The organism is Vibrio sp. 10N.222.49.A3, assembly GCF_041475145.1.
Lineage (GTDB): Bacteria > Pseudomonadota > Gammaproteobacteria > Enterobacterales > Vibrionaceae > Vibrio > Vibrio tasmaniensis_A.
The window spans coordinates 1-21198 of sequence record NZ_JBFRVM010000042.1; the positions used below are offsets into that span (position 1 = coordinate 1).

The window sequence follows — 21198 nt, forward strand, 5'->3', positions numbered from 1 at the left end:
GTGTTGTAGCTAAAATCTTCGCTTAATAGCATTTAGGTTTTTGCACACTCTCCATTAGAAGAACTGCATAAGAAAAGGGAAGCTTCGGCTTCCCTTTTATTTTTCCACTTTCCCACCACTTTTTTTTGCTTTCCCTTAGTATCATCCCCGTTCCTTGTCGTTCTACTTTTGTCACACAACTTTTCTTCGAATGCTCTGCACAAATATATTCCGATTATTTTTCCAACACCACTTGCATACTAAAACGTGATCTGTATAATGCATCGCACTGGCTAACGCCGGTTTGTGAACCAATGAGCACTGAGGAGTAGGTCTTACCTAGTAATGTATACTCAGCTTATGTTCGCGGTTAATAAAAATAGTAAACCTTGTGTTTACTTCAAAAGTTAACTGACAATGCGTCCTAATCTTGGATGCTACGGTTTCACATAAATCAATCGGCATTCTCTCGTTCTTTCGAGCTTGAGTGGCGATATTGTTTGTGTAATTTTTAATAATTGGAGCTCTGTCTCATGCAGAACCAACGTATTCGTATCCGCCTTAAAGCGTTTGATTACAAGCTAATCGATGCTTCAACTGCGGAAATCGTTGAAACAGCAAAACGTACTGGCGCACAGGTTCGTGGTCCTATTCCACTTCCTACTCGTAAAGAGCGTTTCACTGTTCTTACCTCTCCACACGTCAACAAAGATGCACGTGATCAGTACGAAATTCGTACTCACAAGCGTTTGATCGACATCGTTGAGCCAACAGATAAAACTGTTGATGCTCTAATGCGTCTTGATCTTGCAGCTGGCGTTGATGTTCAAATCAGCCTAGGTTAAGGGAGATAAGAATAATGATTGGTCTAGTCGGACGTAAAGTGGGTATGACCCGCGTATTTACTGAAGAAGGCGTTTCTATCCCAGTAACTGTTGTTGAGGTTGAAGCGAACCGTATTTCTCAAGTTAAAACTCTTGAGACAGACGGCTACGCAGCAATCCAAGTAACTACTGGTGCTAAGAAAGCTAACCGTGTAACTAAACCTGAAGCTGGTCACTTCGCGAAAGCGGGTGTTGAAGCAGGTCGCGGTCTTTGGGAATTCCGTTTAGAAAACGGCGAAGAGTTTGAAGTTGGCGCTGAGCTAAACGTAGAACTTTTCAACGAAATTAAAAAAGTAGACGTTACTGGTACATCTAAAGGTAAAGGCTTCCAAGGCGCTATCAAGCGTTGGAACTTCTCTACTCAAGATATGACTCACGGTAACTCTTTGTCTCACCGCGCACCGGGTTCAATTGGCCAATGTCAAACTCCAGGCCGCGTGTTTAAAGGCAAGAAAATGGCAGGTCACATGGGTGCTGAGCGTGTAACGACTCAAAACCTAGAGATCGTACGTGTTGACGCTGAGCGCAATCTACTCCTTATTAAAGGTGCAGTACCAGGCTCAACAGGCGGTAACGTGATCGTAAAACCTGCTGTTAAAGCATAACGTCTAGGAGTAAGTAATGGAATTGATGGTTAAAGGTGCTGATGCACTAACTGTTTCCGAGACTACTTTCGGACGTGACTTTAACGAAGCTCTAGTACACCAAGTAGTTGTTGCGTATGCAGCAGGTGCTCGTCAAGGTACTCGTGCTCAAAAGACTCGTTCTGAAGTATCAGGCGGCGGTGCTAAGCCATGGCGCCAAAAAGGTACTGGCCGTGCACGTGCTGGTACAATTCGTAGCCCAATCTGGCGTACAGGTGGTGTTACTTTTGCTGCGAAACCACAAGATCACAGCCAAAAAGTTAACAAGAAAATGTACCGCGGTGCTATGAAAAGCATTCTTTCTGAGTTGATTCGTCAAGAGCGTCTAATCGTTGTTGATAACTTCTCTGTAGAAGCACCAAAAACAAAAGAACTTGTAGCTAAGCTTAAAGAGCTTGAGCTAAATGACGTTCTGATTGTGACTGGCGAAGTAGATGAAAATCTATTCTTAGCTGCTCGTAACCTATACAAAGTAGATGCACGTGATGTTGCTGGTGTTGATCCAGTATCACTAATCGCTTTCGACAAGGTTCTGATGACTGCTGATGCAGTTAAGCAAGTTGAGGAGATGCTAGCATGATCACTGAAGAGCGTATCTTAAAAGTTCTACGTGCTCCGCACATCTCTGAAAAAGCAACTATGGCAGCTGAGAAAGCGAACACTATCGTTTTCAAAGTAGCTAAAGATGCAACTAAGAAAGAGATCAAAGCAGCTGTAGAAAAGCTATTTGAAGTTGAAGTTAAGTCTGTAAATACTCTTGTATTAAAGGGTAAGACCAAACGTCAAGGTATGCGTGAAGGCCGTCGTTCAGACGTTAAGAAAGCCTACGTTACTTTGAAAGAAGGTCAAGATCTTGACTTCGTTGGCGGCGCGGAATAACAGGAGTAGTAAAAATGGCTATTGTTAAATGTAAGCCGACTTCCCCTGGTCGTCGTCACGTCGTTAAAGTTGTTAACGCTGACCTGCACAAGGGTAAGCCATACGCACCACTTCTAGAGAAAAACTCTAAGAACGGTGGTCGTAACAACAACGGTCGTATTACAGTACGTCACATCGGTGGTGGTCATAAACACCATTACCGTCTGGTTGACTTCAAACGTACTAAAGATGGCATCCCAGCGAAAGTTGAGCGTCTAGAATACGATCCAAACCGTAGTGCTAACATCGCTCTAGTTCTGTACGCAGACGGTGAGCGTCGTTACATCATTGCACCTAAAGGTGTTAACGCAGGCGACCAGATTCAATCTGGCGTAGATGCTGCAATCAAAGCAGGTAACACTCTGCCGATGCGCAACATCCCAGTAGGTTCTACTGTACACTGTGTTGAACTTAAGCCTGGTAAAGGTGCTCAACTAGCTCGTTCGGCTGGTGCTTATGCTCAAATCATCGCTCGCGATGGTGCATACGTAACTATCCGTCTACGTTCTGGTGAAATGCGCAAAGTTCTTTCTGAAGGTCGTGCAACGATCGGTGAAGTTGGTAACTCTGAGCATATGCTACGTGAACTTGGTAAAGCTGGTGCTTCACGCTGGCGCGGCGTACGTCCAACCGTACGTGGTGTAGTAATGAACCCGGTGGATCACCCACATGGTGGTGGTGAAGGCCGCACATCTGGTGGTCGTCACCCAGTTTCTCCTTGGGGCGTTCCTACTAAGGGCTTCAAGACTCGTAAGAACAAGCGCACTGACAAGTACATCGTACGTCGTCGCACTAAATAATTTATAAAGAGGAATCGCCATGCCACGTTCTCTCAAGAAAGGTCCTTTTATTGACCTACACTTGCTGAAGAAGGTAGAGAAAGCGGTGGAAAGCGGAGACAAAAAGCCTATTAAGACTTGGTCCCGTCGCTCAATGATCATCCCAACAATGATTGGTTTGACCATCGCTGTCCATAATGGTCGTCAGCACGTTCCAGTTTTCGTTACCGAAGAAATGATCGGTCACAAACTGGGCGAATTTGCACCAACTCGTACTTATCGCGGTCATGCTGCAGATAAGAAAGCTAAGAAGAAATAAGGAGTAGATGATGGAAGCTTTAGCTAAACATAACTTTGCTCGTATTTCTCCACAGAAAGCTCGCTTAGTTGCAGACCAAATTCGCGGTAAGTCGGTAGACCAGGCTCTAGAAATTCTAACTTTCAGCAACAAAAAAGCTGCTGTACTAGTTAAGAAAGTTCTTGAGTCAGCTATCGCTAACGCGGAACATAACGAAGGTGCAGATATCGACGATCTAAATGTCGCTAAAATCTTCGTAGATGAGGGCCCTATCATGAAGCGTATTATGCCTCGTGCTAAAGGTCGTGCGGATCGTATCTTGAAGCGTTCAAGCCACATCACTATTGTTGTAGCAGATCGCTAAAGACTAGGAGAGTAAGCAATGGGTCAGAAAGTACATCCTAATGGTATTCGTCTTGGCATCGTTAAGCCTTGGAATGCTACATGGTTTGCTAATACCAACGAATTCGCTGACAACCTAGACGGCGACTTCAAGGTACGTCAGTTCCTTACCAAGGAACTACAAAAAGCATCATTATCTCGTATCGTTATCGAGCGTCCAGCGAAGAGCATCCGTGTGACTATTCACACAGCTCGTCCTGGCGTTGTTATCGGTAAGAAAGGTGAAGACGTAGAGAAGCTACGCGCAGCTGTAGCTAAAATCGCAGGTGTACCAGCGCAAATTAACATCGCTGAAGTACGTAAGCCTGAGCTAGATGGTCAGCTTGTAGCTGATAGCATCGCGTCTCAACTAGAGCGTCGTGTTATGTTCCGTCGTGCAATGAAGCGTGCGGTACAAAATGCTATGCGTCTAGGCGCTAAAGGCATCAAAGTACAAGTAGGCGGCCGTCTTGGCGGTGCTGAAATCGCACGTTCAGAGTGGTACCGTGAAGGCCGTGTGCCTCTACACACTCTACGTGCAGACATTGATTACGCAACTTCTTCGGCTCACACCCAATACGGTGTGATCGGCATTAAAGTTTGGATCTTCAAAGGTGAGATTCTAGGCGGTATGCCAGCTGCTAACGCAGTAGAGCCAAAAGGCGATAAGCCTAAGAAGCAGCGTAAAGGCCGTAAGTAAGGAGTCGAACGATGCTACAACCAAAACGTACTAAGTTCCGCAAGGTTATGACTGGTCGTAACCGTGGTCTAGCTAAAGGTACTGAAGTAAGCTTCGGCGAATTCGGTCTTAAAGCTGTTGGCCGTGGTCGTCTGACTGCACGTCAAATCGAAGCGGCACGTCGTGCTATGACACGTCACATTAAGCGTCAAGGTCAAATCTGGATCCGTGTTTTCCCAGACAAACCGATTACTGAAAAGCCTCTTGAAGTTCGTCAAGGTAAAGGTAAAGGTTCAGTTGCGTACTGGGTTGCTCAAATCCAACCAGGCAAAGTTATGTACGAGATGAATGGCGTACCTGAAGAGTTGGCACGTGAAGCGTTCCGCCTAGCGGCACGTAAACTGCCTGTTAAAACTACTTTTGTAACTAAGCAGGTGATGTGATGAAAGCACAAGATCTACGCGAAAAGAACGTTGAAGAGCTTAACGCTGAGCTATTGAATTTGCTACGTGAACAGTTCAACTTGCGCATGCAAGCTGCAACTGGTCAACTACAGCAAACTCATACTCTAAAAGCTGTACGCCGTGACATCGCACGTGTGAAAACTGTTTTGACTGAAAAGGCAGGCGCATAATGAGCGAAACTAACCGCATCCAGCAAGGCCGTGTAGTAAGTGACAAGATGGACAAGTCTATCGTTGTTGCTATTGAGCGTACTGTAAAACACCCAATTTACGGTAAGTTCATCAAACGCACGACTAAAGTACACGCACACGACGAAGACAACACTTGTGGCCTAGGCGACAAAGTTGAAATCGCTGAGTGTCGTCCTCTGTCTAAGACTAAGTCTTGGACATTGGTTAAAGTTCTAGAAAAAGCGAAGATTTAATCTTTGTAATTCTATAACTTATAAGCGGCTCCAAATAATTTTTTGGAGCCGCTTGTTTTTTGTCTACCCAATTTAAAAAAAGGGTGGTACAATTCGCGTCCCTTTTAAAGAGGCAGCCCGACCCGAGAGGGTCTAGTTTTAATATTTAGCGGAGCACTAACAATGATCCAGATGCAAAGTACACTTGACGCAGCAGATAACTCTGGCGCGCGCAAGGTAATGTGTATTAAGGTTCTGGGTGGCTCTCACCGCCGTTATGCACATATCGGTGACGTCATCAAGGTTACAGTGAAGGAAGCGATTCCTCGCGGTAAAGTAAAGAAAGGTGATGTTCTGAAGGCGGTAGTAGTGCGCACCCGTAAAGGCGTTCGTCGCCCAGACGGTTCTGTCATTCGCTTCGACAGTAATGCTTGTGTATTGTTAAATGACACTACTGAGCAACCAGTCGGCACACGTATCTTTGGTCCTGTGACTCGTGAACTTCGTAACGCGAAATTCATGAAGATTGTATCACTTGCACCTGAAGTTCTGTAAGGAGCGGCAACATGGCAGCTAAAATCCGTCGTAATGACGAAGTAATCATTCTTGCTGGTAAAGATAAAGGCAAGAAAGGTAAAGTAACTAAGGTTCTGACAACTGGTAAAGTTGTTGTTGAAGGCATCAATCTTGTTAAAAAACACCAAAAGCCGGTTCCGGCTCTAGGTCAACAAGGTGGCATCGTTGAACAAGAAGCAGCTATTGATGCTTCTAACGTTGCAGTCTTTAACGCGGCTACTGGTAAAGCAGACCGTATCGGTTTCCGTATCGAAGATGGCAAGAAAGTTCGTTTCTTCAAATCTAACGGCGAAACTGTTTCTAACTAATTAGAAGTAATTTGGAGTTCTACTATGGCGAAACTGCATGATTACTACAAGTCGTCTGTAGTCGCTGAGCTTACCAAAGAGTTCAGCTACACAAGCGTCATGCAAGTCCCTAGGATTGAGAAAATCACCCTAAACATGGGCGTTGGTGAAGCAATCAACGATAAGAAACTGCTAGAAAACGCAGCATCTGATATGGCAACGATCTCTGGTCAAAAGCCTCTTATCACGAAAGCGCGTAAATCTGTAGCTGGTTTCAAAATTCGTGAAGGCTACCCAATTGGTTGTAAAGTAACCTTGCGTGGTGAGCGCATGTGGGAATTTTTAGAGCGTTTAATCTCTATCGCACTTCCACGTGTACGTGATTTCCGTGGTGTTAGCGCTAAGTCTTTTGACGGACGCGGTAACTACAGCATGGGCGTTCGCGAGCAAATCATCTTTCCGGAAATCGACTACGATAAAGTCGATCGTGTCCGCGGTCTTGATATTACTATCACGACATCTGCGGGATCCGATGAGGAAGGCCGAGCTCTGCTGGCTGCCTTTAACTTCCCATTCCGTAAGTAAGGGTAGGGTTACTGTTATGGCTAAACAATCAATGAAAGCACGTGAAGCTAAACGTGCAAAACTAGTAGTTAAGTTCGCTGAAAAGCGTTCTGCGCTAAAAGTTATCATTAGCGATGTAAACGCATCTGAAGAAGATCGTTGGAATGCGGTTCTTAAACTGCAATCTCTTCCACGTGATTCAAGTGCATCACGTCAGCGCAACCGTTGCAACCAAACTGGTCGTCCACACGGTTACCTACGTAAATTCGGTCTAAGCCGTATTAAGGTTCGCGAAGCTTGCATGAAAGGCGAGATTCCGGGTCTTCGTAAGGCTAGCTGGTAATTGCCACTTAATCATTTGGAGTAAATCTTATGAGCATGCAAGATCCGATTTCGGATATGCTGACCCGCGTTCGTAACGGTCAGGCAGCAAATAAAGTTGCTGTAAAAATGCCTTCTTCAAAGCTTAAAGTTGCAATTGCTGCATTACTTAAAGCTGAAGGTTACATCGTAGACTTCGCTGTTGACAGCGAAGCAAAACCTGAGCTAGAAGTTACTCTTAAGTACTTCCAAGCTAAACCTGTAATCGAGCAAATCAAGCGCGTATCACGTCCTGGTCTAAGAGTTTATAAAAATAAAGACTCTTTACCTACAGTGATGGGTGGTCTTGGTATTGCAGTTGTTTCTACTTCCAAGGGTCTGATGTCTGACCGTGCTGCTCGTAAAGCAGGTCTTGGCGGTGAAATCATCTGTTACGTAGCTTAAGGAGTAGATTATGTCTCGTGTTGCTAAAGCACCTGTCGCTATTCCAGCTGGCGTAGAGGTGAAACTAAACGGCCAAGAAGTTACTGTAAAAGGTAGCAAAGGTGAGCTTACTCGCGTTCTTAACAGCGCCGTAGTTATTGCACAGGAAGAAAACAACCTAACTTTCGGTCCGAAAGAAGGTGTTACTAACGCATGGGCACAAGCTGGTACAGCTCGCGCTCTAGTTAATAACATGGTTGTGGGTGTTACTGAGGGCTTCACTAAGAAGCTAACTCTTAAGGGTGTTGGTTACCGTGCTGCTATGAAAGGCAACGCTGTAGGTCTAACTCTTGGTTTTTCTCACCCAGTAGAGCACGCTCTACCTGAAGGTATTAAAGCTGAGTGCCCTAGCCAAACTGAGATCGTTATTACTGGTTGCGATAAGCAAGTAGTAGGTCAAGTTGCGGCTGACATTCGTTCTTACCGTGCTCCTGAGCCTTACAAAGGCAAAGGTGTTCGTTACGCAGATGAAAATGTGCGTACTAAAGAAGCTAAGAAGAAGTAAGGTATCACTATGGATAAGAAAGCATCTCGCATCCGTCGTGCTACACGTGCACGTCGTAAGATTGCAGAACTTGGTGCAACTCGCCTGGTAGTACATCGTACTCCTCGCCATGTTTACGCTCAAGTTATCTCGGCAAACGGCTCTGAGGTTATCGCAGCTGCTTCTACTGTAGAAAAAGCGATCCGTGAGCAAGTTAAGAACACTGGTAACGTCGATGCAGCTAAAGCAGTTGGTAAAGCTGTTGCTGAGCGCGCTCTTGAAAAAGGCGTAGCTTCAGTTGCATTTGACCGTTCTGGTTTCCAATACCACGGTCGAGTAGCGGCGCTAGCAGAATCTGCTCGCGAAGCTGGTCTGAAATTCTAAGGTAGGGTTGGAAGATGGCTAAAGAACAACAACAAGCTAATGATTTGCAAGAAAAGCTGATCGCTGTTAACCGTGTATCTAAGACGGTTAAAGGTGGTCGAATCATGAGCTTCACTGCACTAACAGTAGTTGGTGACGGTAATGGTCGCGTAGGTTTCGGTTACGGCAAAGCTCGTGAAGTACCTGCAGCGATTCAAAAAGCAATGGAAAAAGCGCGTCGTAACATGGTTACTGTTGCGCTTAACGAAGGCACTCTTCACCACCCGGTGAAAGGTCGTCATTCGGGCTCTAAAGTTTACATGCAGCCAGCTGCTGAAGGTACAGGTGTTATTGCCGGTGGTGCAATGCGTGCCGTACTTGAAGTTGCAGGCGTACATAACGTTCTTTCTAAAGCATACGGTTCAACGAACCCAATCAACGTTGTTCGCGCAACGATTGGTGCTCTAGTAGACGTTAAGTCACCAGAAATGGTTGCTGCTAAACGTGGTCTAACTGTTGAATCTATTTCGGAGTAAGCACACGATGGCAACTATTAAAGTAACTCAAACTAAAAGCTCAATTGGTCGCCTACCTAAGCACAAAGCGTGTCTTAAAGGTCTAGGTCTTCGTCGCATCAACCATACAGTAGAACTTGAAGATACTCCGTGCGTACGCGGTATGATCAACAAGGTTTACTACATGGTTAAGATTGAGGAGTAATCAGAATGCGTTTGAATACTCTATCACCGGCTGCTGGCTCTAAACCTTCTAAGAAGCGTGTAGGTCGTGGTATCGGTTCTGGCCTTGGTAAAACAGGTGGCCGCGGTCACAAAGGTCAAAAGTCACGTTCTGGCGGCTCTGTTCGTCCAGGTTTTGAAGGCGGTCAAATGCCTCTAAAACAACGTCTACCTAAATTCGGTTTCACTTCTCGTAAGAGCCTAGTGTCTGCTGAAGTTCGTCTAGCTGAGCTAGCGAAAGTAACAGGTGACGTAGTTGATCTTAACAGCCTTAAAGCTGCTAACGTTATCACTAAGAACATCGAGTTTGTTAAGATCGTTCTTTCTGGTGACCTAAGCAAAGCTGTGACTGTTAAAGGTCTACGCGTGACTAAAGGCGCTAAAGCTGCAATCGAAGCTGCAGGCGGTAAAATCGAGGAATAATCTCGAGGAACGAGGTACAGATGGCTAAGAAACCAGGAAAAGATTTTCGTAGTGCTCAGAGCGGCTTAAGTGAACTAAAGTCGCGCTTATTATTCGTAATTGGTGCACTTTTAGTATTCCGAGCCGGCTCTTTTGTGCCGATCCCTGGTATTGACGCAGCTGTACTTGCCGATTTGTTCGATCAGCAAAAAGGTACCATCGTAGAAATGTTTAACATGTTCTCCGGTGGTGCTCTTGAGCGTGCATCTATATTAGCATTGGGTATCATGCCGTACATTTCGGCATCGATCGTAGTCCAATTGCTAACTGTAGTTCATCCAGCGTTAGCGGAACTCAAAAAAGAGGGTGAAGCAGGCCGTCGTAAGATAAGCCAATATACACGCTACGGCACGCTTGTACTTGCAACATTCCAAGCTATTGGTATCGCAACAGGCTTACCAAACATGGTCGACAATCTGGTTGTTATCAACCAAACCATGTTTACGCTTATTGCTACCGTGAGTTTAGTAACTGGTACCATGTTTTTGATGTGGTTAGGTGAACAAATCACTGAGCGAGGAATCGGTAATGGTATTTCCATTCTGATTTTTGCAGGTATTGTTGCTGGATTGCCTTCTGCAATCGGTCAAACAATCGAGCAAGCGCGTCAAGGTGAATTGCATGTGCTTCTTCTGTTGTTTATCGCGGTATTGTCTTTTGCTGTAATTTACTTCGTAGTTTTCATGGAACGTGGTCAACGTCGTATCGTCGTTAACTATGCGAAGCGTCAACAAGGTCGTAAAGTTTTTGCAGCTCAAAGCTCTCACTTGCCTCTTAAGATTAATATGGCAGGTGTTATTCCAGCGATTTTTGCATCAAGTATTATTTTGTTCCCAGGAACATTAGCACAATGGTTTGGTCAAAATGGTGAAAGCAGCGCGTTCGGTTGGTTAACTGACGTGTCATTAGCTCTTAGCCCAGGTCAACCTTTGTATGTAATGCTTTATGCAGCAGCTATAATCTTCTTCTGTTTCTTCTATACAGCGTTGGTGTTTAACCCGCGTGAAACAGCTGATAATTTGAAGAAGTCTGGTGCATTCGTACCCGGTATCCGCCCAGGTGAGCAGACAGCGAAATATATCGATAAAGTGATGACTAGACTAACCCTAGCGGGCGCTCTATACATTACTTTTATATGTCTGATCCCTGAATTCATGATGGTCGCGTGGAACGTTCGTTTCTACTTCGGCGGCACATCACTACTAATCGTAGTGGTAGTTATCATGGATTTCATGGCACAGGTACAGACTCATCTGATGTCACAACAGTATGATTCTGTGTTAAAGAAAGCGAATCTGAAAGGTTACGGCCGTTAATTCGGTAGTAATTATTTCGATTCCATTTACGGAGTTTAGCAATGAAAGTTCGTGCTTCCGTTAAAAAAATCTGCCGTAACTGTAAAGTTATCAAGCGTAACGGTGTCGTTCGCGTGATTTGCAGTGAGCCAAAGCATAAGCAACGCCAAGGCTAATCAGCAGAAATTTTTACTTGAAATACTAGGTAGAGTCGAGTATATTCCTCGGCCTACCTTTTGCGTGCAAAAGAAGTAGTATGCCGCAGCGTATCCATAACGGGCTTTGCTGCGGATAATTCTTTTATGAACCCCCTTAGGAGTGAATAATGGCCCGTATAGCCGGCATTAACATTCCTGATCATAAGCATTCTGTAATTGCACTTACTGCAATCTACGGTATTGGCAAAACTCGCTCTCAAGCTATTCTAGCTGAAGTGGGTATTGCTGAAGATGCTAAGATCAGTGAACTAACTGAAGAGCAGATCGATCAACTGCGTGATGGTGTAGCTAAATACACTGTAGAAGGTGATCTACGTCGTGAAGTATCGATGAACATCAAGCGTCTTATGGACCTTGGCTGTTACCGCGGTCTTCGTCATCGTCGCAGTCTACCACTACGTGGACAGCGTACTAAAACCAACGCTCGCACCCGTAAGGGTCCGCGCAAGCCGATCAAGAAATAGTCGGATAAGGTAGAGTACAATGGCAAAACAACCAACTCGCGCGCGTAAGCGCGTACGCAAGCAAGTAGCTGATGGCGTAGCGCACATTCATGCTTCTTTCAACAACACAATCGTAACTATCACTGACCGTCAAGGCAACGCTCTTGCATGGGCTACAGCAGGTGGTTCAGGTTTCCGTGGTTCTCGTAAATCTACTCCGTTCGCAGCACAAGTTGCAGCTGAGCGTTGTGGTGAAATGGCTAAAGAATATGGCCTAAAGAACTTGGAAGTTATGGTTAAGGGTCCAGGTCCAGGTCGCGAATCTACTGTTCGTGCACTGAACGCTGCTGGTTTCCGTATCACTAACATTGTTGATGCGACACCAATCCCTCATAACGGTTGTCGTCCACCTAAGAAACGTCGCGTTTAAGTTTCGTTTCTAGGAATATTGGAGAAAGATCATGGCAAGATATTTGGGTCCTAAGCTGAAGCTTAGCCGTCGCGAAGGTACTGACTTATTCCTTAAGTCTGGTGTCCGTGCGATCGATACCAAGTGTAAAATTGATAACGCACCAGGTGTACACGGCGCTCGTCGCGGTCGTCTATCTGAGTATGGCGTTCAGCTTCGTGAGAAGCAAAAAGTTCGTCGTATTTACGGCGTTCTAGAAAAACAATTCCGCAACTACTACAAAGAAGCTGCACGTCTTAAAGGCAACACAGGTGCAAACCTGCTTCAGCTTCTTGAAGGTCGTCTTGATAACGTAGTTTACCGTATGGGCTTTGGCGCTACTCGTGCTGAATCTCGTCAACTAGTTAGCCACAAGTCTATTCTAGTTAACGGTAAAGTTGTAAACGTTCCTTCTTTCAAAGTAGCGGCAAACGACGTTGTTTCTATCCGCGAGAAAGCTAAACAGCAATCTCGTATTAAAGCGGCTCTAGAAGTTGCTGAACAACGTGAAAAGCCAACTTGGATTGAAGTAGATGCTGGCAAAATGGAAGGTACATTCAAGCGTATGCCTGAGCGTTCTGACCTATCAGCTGACATCAATGAACACTTGATCGTCGAACTTTACTCTAAGTAAGGTTAAAAAAAGAGAGGACACAATGCAGGGTTCTGTAACAGAATTTCTTAAGCCGCGTCTTGTTGACATTGAACAGATCAATACGACACACGCGAAAGTAACTCTTGAGCCATTAGAGCGCGGTTTCGGCCATACTCTAGGTAATGCTCTTCGCCGCATTCTTCTATCTTCTATGCCGGGTTGTGCCGTAACAGAAGTTGAAATCGAAGGTGTGCTACACGAATACAGCACTAAAGAAGGCGTTCAGGAAGATATCCTGGAAATCCTTCTAAACCTTAAAGGTTTAGCTGTACGCGTTGCTGAAGGCAAAGATGAAGTGTTTATTACACTGAACAAATCAGGCTCAGGCCCTGTTGTTGCAGGTGACATCACCCACGATGGTGATGTAGAGATCGCTAACCCTGAGCACGTAATTTGTCACCTAACGGATGACAACGCTGAGATCGCTATGCGTATCAAAGTAGAACGTGGTCGTGGTTACGTTCCAGCTTCAGCTCGTATCCATACTGAAGAAGATGAGCGTCCAATCGGTCGTCTACTTGTTGACGCTACATACAGCCCGGTCGATAAAATCGCCTATGCTGTTGAAGCGGCACGTGTAGAACAGCGTACTGACTTAGACAAGCTTGTTATCGATATGGAAACGAACGGTACTCTAGAACCTGAGGAAGCAATCCGTCGTGCAGCTACTATTTTAGCTGAACAACTGGATGCGTTCGTAGATCTTCGTGATGTACGTGTACCTGAGGAGAAGGAAGAGAAGCCAGAATTCGATCCTATCCTACTACGTCCTGTAGACGATCTTGAACTAACAGTTCGCTCTGCTAACTGTTTGAAAGCAGAAGCGATTCACTACATCGGTGATCTTGTACAGCGCACTGAGGTTGAGCTACTTAAAACGCCAAACCTTGGTAAGAAATCTCTTACAGAGATTAAAGATGTGCTTGCTTCACGTGGTCTTTCTCTAGGCATGCGCCTAGAAAACTGGCCACCAGCGTCAATCGCTGAAGATTAATCGAAAAGTTAGAAGGATTAGGTCATGCGCCATCGTAAAAGTGGTCGTCAACTCAACCGCAACAGCAGTCATCGCAAAGCGATGTTCAGCAACATGGCTAGCTCTCTTGTTCGTCACGAAGTTATTAAAACTACCGTGCCTAAAGCAAAAGAACTACGTCGCGTAATTGAGCCATTGATTACCCTAGCTAAGACAGACAGTGTTGCTAACCGTCGTCTTGCATTTGCTCGCACTCGTGATAACGAAGTTGTGGCAAAACTATTTAATGAACTAGGCCCGCGTTTCGCGGCTCGCCAAGGTGGTTACACTCGCATTCTTAAATGTGGTTTCCGTACTGGTGATAAAGCTCCAATGGCTTACATTGAGCTTGTAGACCGCCCAGCTGCTGAAGAAGCTGCTGAGTAATCTATACTAGATTCTTAATACAAAAGCCGAGCATTAGCTCGGCTTTTTTGTATCTGTAGAATTAGGAGACCGACATAAGAATTGCACCACGATATTTGGCACTTTTCTTTACCTTCTCTGCTCCATTTCTTAATAATATCTCGTATCTCGTATCTCGTATCTCGTATCTCGTATCTCGTATCTCGTATCTCTTTTGTTCAACGCACAAAAAAGAGCACCGAAGCGCCCTTTAAGTATTTTAAATCAATTATTAATCACTGGTTATTACAACCAAATAGCTTCGAGTGAATCAACGAGACCGCTTGTTGCGCCTTGTGACTCTAGCCCTTGAATAATGATTGGTGCAAACGCCGCAACCATTGATGAATCCATACCTAATCCTGAAAATGCATTTTCAACAGATGTTTTTGAGTCCAATACTGACGTTAAACCGGTAGAATCAAGCGTCGACATTCCAGGGAAAAGCATTTCGAGCTCTTGGTTGTCAAAGTTATCAAGGGTATTTTGGGCAAGAGCTAGCATGGAGCCTACTCCACCTATAGCTTGCTCATTTGTTACAGATGCTTTGTCACTTAGGGAATTAGCAAGGGCGCTCGTAAATGGTGTTGCTTCATTTTTTTGAGACCACATGTCTACAGCGGCCATAAGGGCTGTTTGTGATAGTTGGGAATAGTTAATATCAGAAGTTGAGCTAACTTGTTCTGACTCGCTAGTACTAGCGCAAGATACCACAGCAAGGCTGCTTAAAACGGTGATGAGTACTTTCTTCATTATTCGTCCTTAAGTAATAAAGTAATTTACTCTTTCACTATAAACGAAAAACGGCGATGTAGTCACATCGCCGTTGAGCTAATTCAGTCTAATTTACCTATAGTTTTTTGTTTCACTAAAGGTTTTTATAGAAATTAAAGAATTGCTAGAAGTTCTACTTCGAATACTAGAGCAGCAAATGGTGGGATTGCAGCACCTGCGCCACGCTCACCGTATGCTAGATCTTGAGGGATGTATAGCTTCCACTTAGAGCCAACAGGCATCATTTGTAGAGCTTGTACCCAACCTTGAATTACGCCAGTTACTGGGAATTCAGCAGGTTGACCGCGAGATACAGAGCTATCGAAAACTGTACCGTCAGTTAGCTCGCCGTGGTAGTGAACGCGTACTTGCTTGTCTGCAGTTGGGATTTCACCAGTACCTTCAGTTAGTACTTCGTACTGAAGACCAGACTCAAGAACTGTAACTTCTGAACGAAGAGCGTTGTCAGCTAGGAAAGCTTCGCCGTCAGCAGCAGCAGCTTTAGCTAGTTCTTGACGTGCAGCTTCACCACGAGTGTGTAGCTCTTGTAGTGCGTTGTTGATTTCGTCAACTTCGATAGCTGGCATGTCGCCAACTAGAGCTGTTGCGATACCAGCAGCGATTGCATCAACGTTTAGGCCTTCAAGACCAGAACCAGCAAGTTGTTGGCCCATTTGTAGACCGATACCGTAGCTAGCTTTTTGCTCTACAGTTTCAAATTTTACTTCAGACATGAAAAGTCACTCTTTTTGTCAGTACGAAAAGGGTAAGAATACCAGTATTAGCAGCCTGAATAAACGGCTAGCCTCTGATCACTTACGCTTTACCGTGTCCAAATCACAGCTATGTCAATTTTCTTGCTTTGCTCTCTGTTGTCGCGGAAAGATCTATACTGTTGGTACTTTGGTTTTTATACTGTAGTTATTCAATGTATAGGACGCAGTGGCATGAATCGTCGTCAAAAGAAAAAACAGAAAGTAGACCACTTAGCAGAGTTCAAGGACCGACTGAATCAGGTCAAAGAGAAACTAAGCTCGATCGATCTAAAGAAAATGAAAACCTCATCAGTGCAAACTTGGGGATCATTGCCGAAATTACACCAGAAATTATTGATGGTGATTTCGCCGATCATATTAATCTTATTGTTTGCACCGCTACCAGAGCCTAAAGTAGACAACGCACCAGCAACATCTCGTGTTGAGCTTGAGATAAATACTGTTGGCTTAAGCGAGCAGAGAAATGCTAAAAGTAATTCTTCTGAGCCAACCAGTTGGCAAGAGTATCTTGTTAAGCAAGGAGATACGTTAGCTCAAGTGTTCCGAAATAATGATCTACCGCTGTCTGATCTTAACGCTTTGGTTCGTATTGAAGGTGCAGACAAGCCGCTTAGCCAGATTCGTAAAGGCCAGCTGGTTCGATTCAAACTAGCCGAGACTGGGCAACTAGACATTCTTCAGCTTGAGAAAGGCAATACTTCGGTGATGTTTTTCCGGTTATCAGATGGTGGCTTTGGTCGCAGTAAATAGATGAATAGTGAACCTGAGTTAAAGCACTTCACCAGACACATATAAACGATAGAAAAGAGCTAAGCATTAGCTCTTTTTTTTGGTCGCTTGAAAGGGGCGAGTGGCAAGATGATGAGCATAATACCGATAAAGGTTAACGTATCTGGTATCTCATCAAACCATATTGCACCTATTAACGCGACAAACATCAGTCCTGAATACTCAGCCAAGGCAATTTGGCTAGAGTGTGCTTTTTGGTAGGCAGCAACCGCAAGGCCGTTGTAACTCAAGATTAACGTTGCACTGAGTGCTATGTATCCCAAATGCTCCACCGATACCGGTTGCCAGTATAGGAAGCACAGTACCAATGATGCTGGAATAGAGAATAACGTTGTCCACCACAGCGTAGTGATCACCGTTTGCTCACTCGGAAGCTTTCTTACCAATACATTGAACAGTGCGAGCGTCAGAGTTGTGCCTAATGCAAACAATGCAGCCCAATGAAATTGCGATGGCCTCAAGACAATCAATGCACCAATAAAACCGATAGTGGTGGCGATGACCTTGCCAAGTGCTGGTTGCTCTTTCAGTAGAAACATAGATAGAGGCAGCATCAATAAGGGCGCGACATAAAATACAGCGTTGGCGGTAGCCAAAGATAAGTGGGTAATCGCGACAACCATACATCCACTGCCAATTAGTATTAGCTGTCCGCGTATGATGGTCACTTTGGCTTGCTGTAAGCGTCGTTGTTCCTTTTTCTGCTGTAGCCACAAAGGGGTGATGATGAGCAGAGATATCAACTGTCGGAAAAAAATATACTGTAAGGGCGGTACTTCGCCATTTAACAGCTTTACCGCTACGTCGGAAAGCGAGGCAAACAAGTTACCTGCAACCAACAATAGAATACCGGCAGTGATATTCGTCATTATTTTTCTAATCTCATGTCTACATGAGGAATATCATCTTCGAGGTACATATCCGAGATGGTCTTGAAGCCGTGGCTCGCATAGAAGTTTTCTAGATGTTGCTGCGCGCCAATATCAATGGCCGTATTTGGCCAAAGAGCCTCACAGCGTGTTAGTGCTTCTTTTATTAACTGATGCCCTAGGCCATCACCTCTTGCTGATTGCTTGGTTGCTACTCGGCCGATGCTGGTGTTGTCGTAAGACGTACCTGGTGGTAATAAACGTGCACACGCTACTAACTCTTCATCAGAATAGCCAAGTAGGTGCTCAACACCCACGAGTGTATCTTTTCCGTCGAGTTCTGGATAAGGACAAGTTTGCTCCACCACAAATACATCGACTCTTAATTTAAGTAGTTGATAAAGCTGTTGTGTTGAGAGTTCAGAAAAGGGAATTGAGTGCCAAGTGATCATGTTTACATCCAGAGATTATCGATGCTCTGAATGTACTATGCGTGATGATTGTTGGCATTAACTATTGTTAATTCGACCTTTAATTCTGCTCAGGCTGATCGCGGTTATACCGAGGTAAGCAGCAATTTGATTGTCGTTCAAGCGCTGTTCAAGGTCGGGATAATGTTCGCAGAAAAGTTGATAGCGTTGCTCTGGAGTATAGAGCAGCATAAAGCGTTCTTTGTTTTCCTTATGCATCAGCTGAGTTTCTAATAACTTTAAATACAAAGGGTTGTTTGATGCGCGCCACTCGATAACTGCGTTCATTGGCAGTTCTAACATAGTAATTGGTGTGAGCGTTTCTAATAGGTAAGGGGACGCTTGGTTTTTTATCAAACTCTCAAAGCCGATGATCCAATCTTGTTCCCAGTAGAACTCTTTGCTGTATTGCTTGCCGTCATCAGTGAGATAACAAGCGTGGCACAAGCCTTCAAGTACAAAGTAGATTGAACTCGCCATTTCACCTTGATTGATCAGGATGTGTCTGGTTGGTAGCTCAAGTGGTTTCGCGACGGCTAATAGAGATTCAATCTGACTTTCAGAGAAGTCGAAGCTTTGTAGTTGTTCGATAAAAGAGGTGTGCATGGAAATAACCTAACCCAAATAAGTGTCGAAATCATCGCACTTATTTGAGTATAGGTACAGAGCGGGCTAAATCAGCGTCGAGCGTGCTGTTCTAGATAATCTTGAGCAAGTTCTCTACCCATGTATTTACCAAGAGTTTTCAGTGGTACTTTCTTAAGGTTAACCACAATCAAGCCATCCAGAGCATCATTAAATGATGGGTCGACGTTAAAGCACACCAACTTACCGTTCATCCCTAGATACTGGCGCAGTAATACTGGTAGGCCTTTTCCTTGCTCCATACGTGCTAACACTTTAGAGAGCAGAGGAACACTCGCCAATGACGATAACAGGTGATTTTGCCAGAACACATGATTACTGGTATTAAGTGGTGACGAAGGAGAAACCAGATTTGCTTTTTCTTCGTCATAATGATGTATCGATAAGGTCGTCGCAATCAACAGGCGAGCATTATGACTGTAATCATTACTGATACTGACTGGGCCGAATAGGTGAGTGTATTGAGGGTGACGATACACGAAGGCCGCGATACCTTTCCACAATAGTAATAGTGAGTTAAGGCTCTTTTGATAAGGCTTGCTCACTACGGAACGCCCAAGCTCGATACTGTTGTCTAAGGTATCGATGAATTCTTGATTGTAGTTAAACAGACTGCGGGAATAGAGTTGATCAAGCCCGTGCTCAGCGATCAACTTGTCGACCATACCAAGTCGATATGCACCGACTAATTCAGCCTTGGCTTTGTTCCACACAAACAGTTGATGGTAGTAAAGGTCATACTCATCTAAATCACAGGCAAGCCCGCTGCCTTCGCCGACCTCTCTAAAGCTCTCCTCTCTTACTCGACCAATCTCGCGCATTAAATTGGGGATCGACTGGCTCGGTGTGCAGTACACCTCAAAATCTCCCTGTTCCAGTAATCTCATTTCTTGAGGAAGTGACGCGACTTCTATAGAGAGTACTTCTGATGGAATAGGCGCAATAACCTGAGTGTCAAAAGAGGGCGCATGGATTGGCGTACTAGGGCTATCTTGTTGACTCATCAGATAGGTATTGAGTCGCAGATAGTTGACGATATCCATCTCTTGTTCAAACGATTTTATCTCTGAGTATGGGATTGAAGAGCCAATAGAGATAGAGATGGTAGTCGCTCGTTTATTAAGAAGTTCACGGCCAAGTAAAGCCGTTCTCAGTAGTGGGTGAACACGGCCCGCTTGGTAGAAAAGCTCACTGTTCTTGCCATTGATAAAGATAGGCACCGTGGTGGCTTGGTGACGCTTAACAAACTTTGCGACTGATTTGCTCCACTCGATGTCTGTTAGTGTCTTGGCTCCTTTACGGTAACTCGATACTTCGCCAGCAGGGAACACAATCAAGAGTCCACCGTCTGCTAAATGACGATTGGCATCTCGAATAGCTTTAGCATTGGTGCGTTTCGATTCTTTACTGTTAAAGACATCGACCCCAATGAAAAGATCATCCAGTTCAGGCAGTCGCTTGAGCAACTCATTGGCCAACACCTTCACATCCTTTCTTACCGATCCTACGAGATCAGCAAGGATCACGCCTTCAATCGCACCAAGCGGGTGGTTAGCCACAATGACTACTGGCCCTTGTTCGGGAATATTATTAGTGGCGCCTGCTGAAACGGAATAGTCGATATTCAATGCTGACAAGGTGTGATGCATGAATTCAAAGCTAGATAACTCATCAGGTCTATCTTGATAGAGCTTATCTAGCTTAGATAGCCCAGTTGCCCACTCGACAACAGACTCACCTAAACCAAAAGGCGTGTAACGTGGTAAACGAAAAGGACTATCAATCATAATGAAGCTACCTTATTGACTAAAGTTGTTTAGGAAACCGTCTTGATTCTTGAAATCTTTTACACTTAAAAATGCACCGCAAAGCCATACTAGACATGCCATGCCAAACAGTAATCCGCCGTCATAACCGACAATTTCACCCGCTGCGTTAAACTCAGGCATTTGAATACCGAGCGGCGTAAACAGATGGAAAAATATCGCGCCACTCATAATCCCCACACTCATGATGGCACCTAGGCCATGCCAACGAGTAAACAGCAAAATGGCCGCAATCAATTCAGCGAACCCAATCAAGTAGCCGCCAAATGAACCGAACCAACTTAAGCCAGACCATGTCGCCAAGGTGCCAAAGATATGCTCAGTCTCGTATGAGCCTGTGAACTTAAAAAACAGCGACTGAACAAATACGAAAGCGATAAATGCCGCAGGAATATGTTTAGCTGGAGTGAATGTCATGGTTATTCCCTTATTTGATCAGTTGCGGCCAAATGGTGTCGGCTTTTTGAATATGTTGTGCTCGGTCTTGTTCCCAACGCTGTTTAATCTCTTGGTCGTAGTTGAGGTAAAGCTTGTTATCAACAATCGTCCATTGATTCGGGTCTCCGGGTGCAAAATCACTTTTTGCTGAAACAGCCCAAGCGCAATAACCACCATATTGAGGGGCATATTTTTCAGGATTATTAACAAATAAAGTCAGATTCTTTTCAGAAGAGAAATACCAGTCCGCGCCTTTGTACTCGGTGCTGAATTTTTTACTGCCTTCAATAGGCTTACCTGAAGTGAAATAAGCCACAGTGTCGTAGCCATCGAGCGCCTTACTGCTAAAGAACCCTGTGTAGATTTCATCGGCGGCAAATACGTACGGGCTAACAAGTAGCATGACCATGGTTAATAGTTTTCTCATGA

37 protein-coding genes are annotated in these 21198 nt (G+C 44.7%); 29 read left to right on the forward strand and 8 right to left on the reverse strand.

Features of this window, described 5'->3' with window-relative positions:
* The first annotated feature begins 512 nt into the window (after positions 1-512).
* From rpsJ to rplQ, 28 genes are all read left to right on the forward strand, one after another.
* On the forward strand, positions 513-824 hold the full coding sequence (rpsJ, locus tag AB4589_RS08680) for a 30S ribosomal protein S10 (protein WP_004736761.1): 312 nt from the start codon (positions 513-515) through the stop codon (positions 822-824).
* 14 nt (positions 825-838) lie between these two features.
* Positions 839-1468, forward strand: coding sequence for a 50S ribosomal protein L3 (gene rplC / locus AB4589_RS08685; RefSeq protein WP_004736763.1), 630 nt, complete (start codon positions 839-841; stop codon positions 1466-1468).
* A 16-nt stretch (positions 1469-1484) separates the two neighbouring features.
* On the forward strand, positions 1485-2087 hold the full coding sequence (gene rplD / locus AB4589_RS08690) for a 50S ribosomal protein L4 (protein ID WP_004736764.1): 603 nt from the start codon (positions 1485-1487) through the stop codon (positions 2085-2087).
* The gene (gene rplW, locus AB4589_RS08695) at positions 2084-2386 is read left to right on the forward strand and encodes a 50S ribosomal protein L23 (protein ID WP_004736765.1); all 303 of its coding nucleotides are present in this window, start codon (positions 2084-2086) and stop codon (positions 2384-2386) included. The genes rplD and rplW overlap by 4 nt, the downstream gene beginning before the upstream one ends.
* Positions 2387-2400: 14 nt before the next feature.
* A complete protein-coding gene (gene rplB / locus AB4589_RS08700) occupies positions 2401-3225 on the forward strand; it encodes a 50S ribosomal protein L2 (protein WP_012604912.1) in 825 nt (274 codons plus the stop codon).
* Positions 3226-3244: 19 nt separating this feature from the next.
* Positions 3245-3523: a 30S ribosomal protein S19 gene (gene rpsS, locus AB4589_RS08705; RefSeq protein ID WP_004736729.1), complete on the forward strand. Its 279-nt coding sequence runs from the start codon at positions 3245-3247 to the stop codon at positions 3521-3523.
* 10 nt (positions 3524-3533) lie between these two features.
* On the forward strand, positions 3534-3866 hold the full coding sequence (rplV, locus tag AB4589_RS08710; protein ID WP_004736732.1) for a 50S ribosomal protein L22: 333 nt from the start codon (positions 3534-3536) through the stop codon (positions 3864-3866).
* An 18-nt stretch (positions 3867-3884) separates the two neighbouring features.
* Positions 3885-4583 (forward strand): 30S ribosomal protein S3, encoded by a 699-nt coding sequence (gene rpsC / locus AB4589_RS08715; RefSeq protein WP_004736734.1) that lies wholly within the window; start codon positions 3885-3887, stop codon positions 4581-4583.
* Between the two features lie 11 nt (positions 4584-4594).
* Positions 4595-5005 (forward strand): 50S ribosomal protein L16, encoded by a 411-nt coding sequence (gene rplP, locus AB4589_RS08720; protein WP_004736736.1) that lies wholly within the window; start codon positions 4595-4597, stop codon positions 5003-5005.
* Complete coding sequence (rpmC, locus tag AB4589_RS08725) at positions 5005-5196, forward strand: 50S ribosomal protein L29 (protein WP_004736737.1); 192 nt, start codon at positions 5005-5007, stop codon at positions 5194-5196. Before rplP ends, rpmC begins: the two co-directional genes overlap by 1 nt.
* Positions 5196-5450, forward strand: coding sequence for a 30S ribosomal protein S17 (gene rpsQ, locus AB4589_RS08730; protein ID WP_004736739.1), 255 nt, complete (start codon positions 5196-5198; stop codon positions 5448-5450). The genes rpmC and rpsQ overlap by 1 nt, the downstream gene beginning before the upstream one ends.
* Before the next feature lie 162 nt (positions 5451-5612).
* The gene (gene rplN / locus AB4589_RS08735) at positions 5613-5984 is read left to right on the forward strand and encodes a 50S ribosomal protein L14 (protein WP_004736740.1); all 372 of its coding nucleotides are present in this window, start codon (positions 5613-5615) and stop codon (positions 5982-5984) included.
* Positions 5985-5995: 11 nt separating this feature from the next.
* Positions 5996-6313 (forward strand): 50S ribosomal protein L24, encoded by a 318-nt coding sequence (gene rplX / locus AB4589_RS08740; protein ID WP_004736742.1) that lies wholly within the window; start codon positions 5996-5998, stop codon positions 6311-6313.
* A gap of 24 nt (positions 6314-6337) precedes the next feature.
* Complete coding sequence (rplE, locus tag AB4589_RS08745) at positions 6338-6877, forward strand: 50S ribosomal protein L5 (RefSeq protein ID WP_004736744.1); 540 nt, start codon at positions 6338-6340, stop codon at positions 6875-6877.
* 16 nt (positions 6878-6893) lie between these two features.
* Positions 6894-7199 (forward strand): 30S ribosomal protein S14, encoded by a 306-nt coding sequence (gene rpsN, locus AB4589_RS08750; protein ID WP_004736747.1) that lies wholly within the window; start codon positions 6894-6896, stop codon positions 7197-7199.
* Between the two features lie 29 nt (positions 7200-7228).
* Positions 7229-7621, forward strand: a complete 393-nt coding sequence (gene rpsH / locus AB4589_RS08755) for a 30S ribosomal protein S8 (protein ID WP_009847785.1) — start codon at positions 7229-7231, stop codon at positions 7619-7621.
* Between the two features lie 10 nt (positions 7622-7631).
* Complete coding sequence (gene rplF, locus AB4589_RS08760) at positions 7632-8165, forward strand: 50S ribosomal protein L6 (RefSeq protein ID WP_009847784.1); 534 nt, start codon at positions 7632-7634, stop codon at positions 8163-8165.
* Positions 8166-8174: 9 nt separating this feature from the next.
* A complete protein-coding gene (rplR, locus tag AB4589_RS08765; RefSeq protein ID WP_009847783.1) occupies positions 8175-8528 on the forward strand; it encodes a 50S ribosomal protein L18 in 354 nt (117 codons plus the stop codon).
* Positions 8529-8542: 14 nt separating this feature from the next.
* Positions 8543-9043, forward strand: coding sequence for a 30S ribosomal protein S5 (gene rpsE, locus AB4589_RS08770; RefSeq protein ID WP_004736754.1), 501 nt, complete (start codon positions 8543-8545; stop codon positions 9041-9043).
* Positions 9044-9050: 7 nt separating this feature from the next.
* Positions 9051-9227: a 50S ribosomal protein L30 gene (rpmD, locus tag AB4589_RS08775; RefSeq protein ID WP_004736756.1), complete on the forward strand. Its 177-nt coding sequence runs from the start codon at positions 9051-9053 to the stop codon at positions 9225-9227.
* A 5-nt stretch (positions 9228-9232) separates the two neighbouring features.
* Entirely contained in the window at positions 9233-9667 is a 435-nt protein-coding gene (gene rplO, locus AB4589_RS08780) for a 50S ribosomal protein L15 (protein WP_004736758.1), read from the forward strand.
* A gap of 20 nt (positions 9668-9687) precedes the next feature.
* Positions 9688-11022: a preprotein translocase subunit SecY gene (secY, locus tag AB4589_RS08785; RefSeq protein ID WP_004736759.1), complete on the forward strand. Its 1335-nt coding sequence runs from the start codon at positions 9688-9690 to the stop codon at positions 11020-11022.
* Positions 11023-11063: 41 nt separating this feature from the next.
* Positions 11064-11177, forward strand: coding sequence for a 50S ribosomal protein L36 (gene rpmJ / locus AB4589_RS08790; protein WP_000868186.1), 114 nt, complete (start codon positions 11064-11066; stop codon positions 11175-11177).
* Between the two features lie 149 nt (positions 11178-11326).
* A complete protein-coding gene (gene rpsM / locus AB4589_RS08795; protein WP_004738779.1) occupies positions 11327-11683 on the forward strand; it encodes a 30S ribosomal protein S13 in 357 nt (118 codons plus the stop codon).
* Positions 11684-11702: 19 nt separating this feature from the next.
* Positions 11703-12092 carry a 30S ribosomal protein S11 gene (rpsK, locus tag AB4589_RS08800; protein ID WP_004738778.1) on the forward strand — a complete coding sequence of 130 codons (390 nt, stop codon included), beginning with the start codon at positions 11703-11705 and terminating at the stop codon, positions 12090-12092.
* A gap of 31 nt (positions 12093-12123) precedes the next feature.
* Positions 12124-12744, forward strand: coding sequence for a 30S ribosomal protein S4 (gene rpsD, locus AB4589_RS08805; RefSeq protein WP_004738777.1), 621 nt, complete (start codon positions 12124-12126; stop codon positions 12742-12744).
* A gap of 22 nt (positions 12745-12766) precedes the next feature.
* Positions 12767-13759 carry a DNA-directed RNA polymerase subunit alpha gene (locus AB4589_RS08810; protein WP_004729813.1) on the forward strand — a complete coding sequence of 331 codons (993 nt, stop codon included), beginning with the start codon at positions 12767-12769 and terminating at the stop codon, positions 13757-13759.
* Positions 13760-13783: 24 nt separating this feature from the next.
* Positions 13784-14164, forward strand: coding sequence for a 50S ribosomal protein L17 (gene rplQ / locus AB4589_RS08815; RefSeq protein ID WP_004729812.1), 381 nt, complete (start codon positions 13784-13786; stop codon positions 14162-14164).
* Between the two features lie 264 nt (positions 14165-14428).
* Here the strand turns inward: rplQ and AB4589_RS08820 are convergent, their stop codons facing one another.
* Both AB4589_RS08820 and AB4589_RS08825 read right to left on the reverse strand, forming a co-directional pair.
* Positions 14429-14935: a DUF2780 domain-containing protein gene (locus AB4589_RS08820; protein ID WP_372100158.1), complete on the reverse strand. Its 507-nt coding sequence runs from the start codon at positions 14933-14935 to the stop codon at positions 14429-14431.
* A gap of 134 nt (positions 14936-15069) precedes the next feature.
* Positions 15070-15690 carry an FKBP-type peptidyl-prolyl cis-trans isomerase gene (locus AB4589_RS08825; RefSeq protein WP_008220519.1) on the reverse strand — a complete coding sequence of 207 codons (621 nt, stop codon included), beginning with the start codon at positions 15688-15690 and terminating at the stop codon, positions 15070-15072.
* Between the two features lie 213 nt (positions 15691-15903).
* On the opposite strand from AB4589_RS08825, the gene AB4589_RS08830 reads away from it, so the two are divergent.
* Positions 15904-16482 (forward strand): LysM-like peptidoglycan-binding domain-containing protein, encoded by a 579-nt coding sequence (locus AB4589_RS08830; RefSeq protein WP_372100160.1) that lies wholly within the window; start codon positions 15904-15906, stop codon positions 16480-16482.
* 59 nt (positions 16483-16541) lie between these two features.
* Here the strand turns inward: AB4589_RS08830 and AB4589_RS08835 are convergent, their stop codons facing one another.
* The 6 genes from AB4589_RS08835 to AB4589_RS08860 form a co-directional block, all read right to left on the reverse strand.
* The gene (locus AB4589_RS08835; protein WP_372100162.1) at positions 16542-17390 is read right to left on the reverse strand and encodes a DMT family transporter; all 849 of its coding nucleotides are present in this window, start codon (positions 17388-17390) and stop codon (positions 16542-16544) included.
* Positions 17390-17842 carry a GNAT family N-acetyltransferase gene (locus tag AB4589_RS08840; protein WP_248638973.1) on the reverse strand — a complete coding sequence of 151 codons (453 nt, stop codon included), beginning with the start codon at positions 17840-17842 and terminating at the stop codon, positions 17390-17392. Before AB4589_RS08840 ends, AB4589_RS08835 begins: the two co-directional genes overlap by 1 nt.
* 57 nt (positions 17843-17899) lie before the next feature.
* Positions 17900-18466, reverse strand: a complete 567-nt coding sequence (locus AB4589_RS08845; RefSeq protein ID WP_017067547.1) for a Crp/Fnr family transcriptional regulator — start codon at positions 18464-18466, stop codon at positions 17900-17902.
* Positions 18467-18537: 71 nt separating this feature from the next.
* Positions 18538-20292, reverse strand: coding sequence for a lysophospholipid acyltransferase family protein (locus AB4589_RS08850; RefSeq protein ID WP_371709918.1), 1755 nt, complete (start codon positions 20290-20292; stop codon positions 18538-18540).
* Between the two features lie 12 nt (positions 20293-20304).
* Positions 20305-20748 carry a hypothetical protein gene (locus tag AB4589_RS08855; RefSeq protein WP_004735264.1) on the reverse strand — a complete coding sequence of 148 codons (444 nt, stop codon included), beginning with the start codon at positions 20746-20748 and terminating at the stop codon, positions 20305-20307.
* A gap of 10 nt (positions 20749-20758) precedes the next feature.
* Positions 20759-21196, reverse strand: a complete 438-nt coding sequence (locus AB4589_RS08860) for a YHS domain-containing (seleno)protein (protein ID WP_012604897.1) — start codon at positions 21194-21196, stop codon at positions 20759-20761.
* Between the last annotated feature and the right edge of the window lie 2 nt (positions 21197-21198).